Origin of the sequence: Paenarthrobacter sp. (genome assembly GCF_031180005.1) — a bacterium.
Lineage (GTDB): Bacteria > Actinomycetota > Actinomycetes > Actinomycetales > Micrococcaceae > Arthrobacter.
Genome location: NZ_JAPSHI010000066.1, coordinates 1 through 3,547 on the forward strand (window position 1 = coordinate 1; position 3,547 = coordinate 3,547).

General features: G+C 62.4%; 4 protein-coding genes. 3 read left to right on the top strand and 1 reads right to left on the bottom strand.

The genetic code is table 11. The annotated features are described in order from the left end of the window. Both RIF72_RS19940 and RIF72_RS19945 read left to right on the top strand, forming a co-directional pair. The coding region (locus RIF72_RS19940; RefSeq protein WP_309076519.1) for a cytochrome P450 at positions 1–584 on the top strand (584 nt) is incomplete at its 5' end. 35 nt (positions 585–619) lie between these two features. Beyond that, the gene (locus RIF72_RS19945; protein WP_309076520.1) at positions 620–2,125 is read left to right on the top strand and encodes an aldehyde dehydrogenase family protein; all 1,506 of its coding nucleotides are present in this window, start codon (positions 620–622) and stop codon (positions 2,123–2,125) included. Between the two features lie 29 nt (positions 2,126–2,154). Here RIF72_RS19945 and RIF72_RS19950 read toward each other — a convergent pair whose 3' ends face one another. Continuing rightward, positions 2,155–2,817 (bottom strand): GntR family transcriptional regulator, encoded by a 663-nt coding sequence (locus tag RIF72_RS19950; RefSeq protein WP_309076318.1) that lies wholly within the window; start codon positions 2,815–2,817, stop codon positions 2,155–2,157. A 171-nt stretch (positions 2,818–2,988) separates the two neighbouring features. Here RIF72_RS19950 and RIF72_RS19955 point away from each other — a divergent pair. Then, positions 2,989–3,547, top strand: a 559-nt coding sequence (locus RIF72_RS19955) for an aminotransferase class III-fold pyridoxal phosphate-dependent enzyme (protein WP_309076521.1), incomplete at its 3' end; no start/stop codon positions are given.

Genomic DNA, 3,547 nt, shown 5'->3' on the forward strand with positions numbered 1-3,547 from the left:
ATGTGTTTTCGCTGCTCATGACCGGGAACATCAACGGACGCAAGCTCACCACCCGCGAGCTGGATAACTTCTTCTCCCTCCTGGTGGTGGCCGGCAACGAGACCACCCGCATGGCCCTGTCCCATGGCCTCCTTGCCTTCGCCCAGAACCCGGACCAGTTCCGCCGCCTCAAGGAAGACCCTTCCCTGCTGAACACTGCCGTGGAGGAAGTGCTCCGGTGGGCCACACCCATCCACCACTTCCGCAGGACCGCGCTGGTTGACACCAAGATCGGCGAAACACCGATCAAGGCCGGAGACAAGGTCCTCATCTGGTACGCGTCCGCGAACCGGGACGAAACCGTCTTCGACGCACCCTACACCTTCGACATCGGGCGCAAGCCGAACCCGCACGTGGCCTTTGGCGGCGGCGGCCCCCACATCTGCCTGGGCAACAGCCTGGCCCGCCTGGAGCTACAGATTGTCTTCCGCGAGCTGGCCAAGCGGGTTGAAACCATTGAAATTGACGGCCCCGTGCACCGGCTTCGCTCCAACCTCACGCACGGCATCAAGGAACTGCCGGTCCGTCTGACGTACGCCGCCTGATTCCACTCCACTTACATGCCAGACAAGGGAAAGCCATGACATACGACGCAGTGATTTCGGAAACCTCGCACGAGATTTCGCTTGCCACGCAAGCCTTCATCGAACGGACCCAGGGACTTCGAATCGGCACCGACACGGACCGGGAAGCCACATCGGGGGCCACGTTCCAGTCCATCAACCCTGCGACCGAGAAGGTTCTTGGTTCCATCGCTTCCGGCTCAGCGGAGGACGTTGACTCCGCCGTTGCCGCAGCCAGCGCTGCCCTGTCCTCCAGTGACTGGGGTACGGCGAGCCCTGCCACCCGCGCCCAGTACCTGTTCGATCTGGCCGACGCGGTCGATGCCAACCGTGAGCAGCTTGCTGAACTGGAAACGCTGGATATGGGCAAGCCCATATCCCAGGCACTGGAAGACGTCGGGGGCGTGGCGGCTGTCTTCCGGTATTACGGCGGCTGGCCAACAAAGCTCGAGGGCTCCATCAACCCCGTCCGCCAGCCCTATTTCGGCATGACCCAGATAGAGCCTCTCGGTGTCTGCGGTGCCATCACACCGTGGAACTTCCCGCTCGTTATGGCCTCGCATAAGATCGGTCCTGCCTTGGCAGCCGGCAACACCATGGTCATCAAACCGGCTGAGGTCAGCAGCTACTCGACGCTGCTTTTGGCCGATCTCGCCCGTCAGGTAGGCCTGCCCCCGGGAGTGCTCAACGTCGTCACCGGGCCCGGGCGCACTGTGGGACAGGCGATCGTTGACCATCCCGACGTCGTGAAAATATCCTTTACCGGGTCCACTCCCGTTGGCCGGCGCATTCTCGAGGCGGGCAGCCGGCAGATGAAGAAGGTCAGCGTTGAGTTGGGCGGAAAGAGCGCGAACATCGTCTTCCCTGACGCTGACATCCGCGCGGCCGCCAAAGGTTCGGCGGAGGCCATGTGGGAAAACGCCGGGCAGGTGTGTGTCGCCCCGACCAGGATGTTCGTGCACGAGGACGTCTACGACGAGCTCGTCGAGGCGCTGGCCCGCGAAACCAGGGCACTGAGGATCGGGGACCCGCTCCTCACAGACACAGAGGTGGGCCCGCTCGTCTCAAAGGACCAATACGTGTCGGTCCAGGAGTACATCGATATCGCACGTTCTGAAGGCGCGCACCTCAGCGTTGGAGGACGGGCCCTGGACCAGGCAGGATACTTCGTCGAACCGACCATCTTCACTGACGTCCGCAATGACATGCGCATCGCCCAGGAAGAGGTTTTCGGACCGGTACTTTCCGTGCTTCGCTTCCGCACAGAAGAGGAAGCCATCAGGCTCGCGAACGATTCAGCGTACGACCTCGCGGCAGCGGTATGGACCCGTGACGTGGCCAGAGCCCTGCGCATGAGCAAGGCACTTAAGGCCGGAACGGTGTGGGTGAATACGCACGGCCGGCTCGATCCCGCGCAGAGCTTCGGGGGCTACAGCAAGTCCGGCAACAGCCGTGAGCTGGGCCGCGAGAGCGTACTGTCCTACACCCGGTCCAAGGCAGTCATGATCGACATGTCCGCCTGAACCACGCGGTGCGGTACAGCCCGCCCCTTCTAGGGGGCGGGCTGTTCGCCGTGGCCCGCGTGCAGTCCGCGGCCGGTATGGATGTGCTCGAAAGCGACCTTGCGCGCCAGCTCGGGGTCCCCGGACTCGGCAGCCTCCACAATGGGGCGGTGCATCTCAGGGAAGTCAACAGCAGTACGGCTTTCCAGGATATCCGCCCACACCGTCGTGGCCATGGCCGTCTGCCAGATGACATCGAACATGCTCAGGAGGTACTCGTTGTCCAGAGCCTCCACCGTGCAGCGGTGAATGGCCTTGTTGACCAGGAACACCTCCATGGCCGTGGTCTGCGGGGCCGATACCAGCTCCTCGTACGTGGACCTCACGTACGTCGCGGCCGCGCCGCCCAGACGTGCAACTTCGGCAAGGGCGAACGGCTCAATAGCTCCCCGGGCAGCGTACTGCTTATCCAGCTCGACATCAGTGAGCTTACGGACAATGTAGCCGCGGCGACCGCCGGGTTCAATGACGCGCTCCATCTCAAGACGATGCAAGGCCTCACGCACGGGTGTCCGACTGATGCCCATTTGGGTCGCCAGATCATCCATCAGCAGCCTTGCGCCGGGACCCAGATCATGTGTCAGGATGCCCTCGGCGATCTGCGCGTACGCGGCATCAGCAAGCGTCTCCCGAGCAAACTCAATCTTCTTCATGGTGTCCCGCCACTTTCTGTTTTTCCCAGCCTACCGGCTATTGGCTTACATCGGATTTGCGTATACCGTATACCTTATTCATTCATTTGAAATCCCTTCTCTTTATCCGGGTCGGACCAATGAAGCGTCACGAACCACCAGGAAGACCAAACTCACGAAGGAGGCGGCCCCATGACCGCACAGATCACCGTCGGCGGCCCTGAGCTCACCCAGGAGCGCAGGCTCGTCACTGAGATCCCGGGTCCCCGCTCGCGCGAAATTCTGGAGCGCAAGGCATCCGCAGTCGCCCGGTCCGTTGGCCATACCTTGCCGATCATTGCTGATGCAGCAGGCGGCGGAACGCTTGTGGACGTGGACGGCAACTCGTTCATTGACCTGGGCTCAGGTATTGCCGTTACGAGCGTCGGCAATTCCAATCCCCGTGTGGTGAACGCGGTTCGTGAGCAGCTGGATCGGTTTACGCACACGGCCTTCACCGTGGTGCCCTATGAGAGCTACATTGCCGTGGCGGAGAAGCTGAACGAGATCACGCCAGGGGACTTCACCAAGCGCACAGCGCTCTTCAATTCAGGTTCAGAAGCCGTGGAAAACGCCGTCAAGGTGGCCCGGCGCGCGACCGGGCGCCAGGCCATCGTGGCCTTCGAGCACTCCTTCCATGGCCGCACAAACCTTGCCATGGCCCTGACGGCAAAGAGCGCGCCCTACAAGCAGGGTTTCGGCCCGTTTGCCC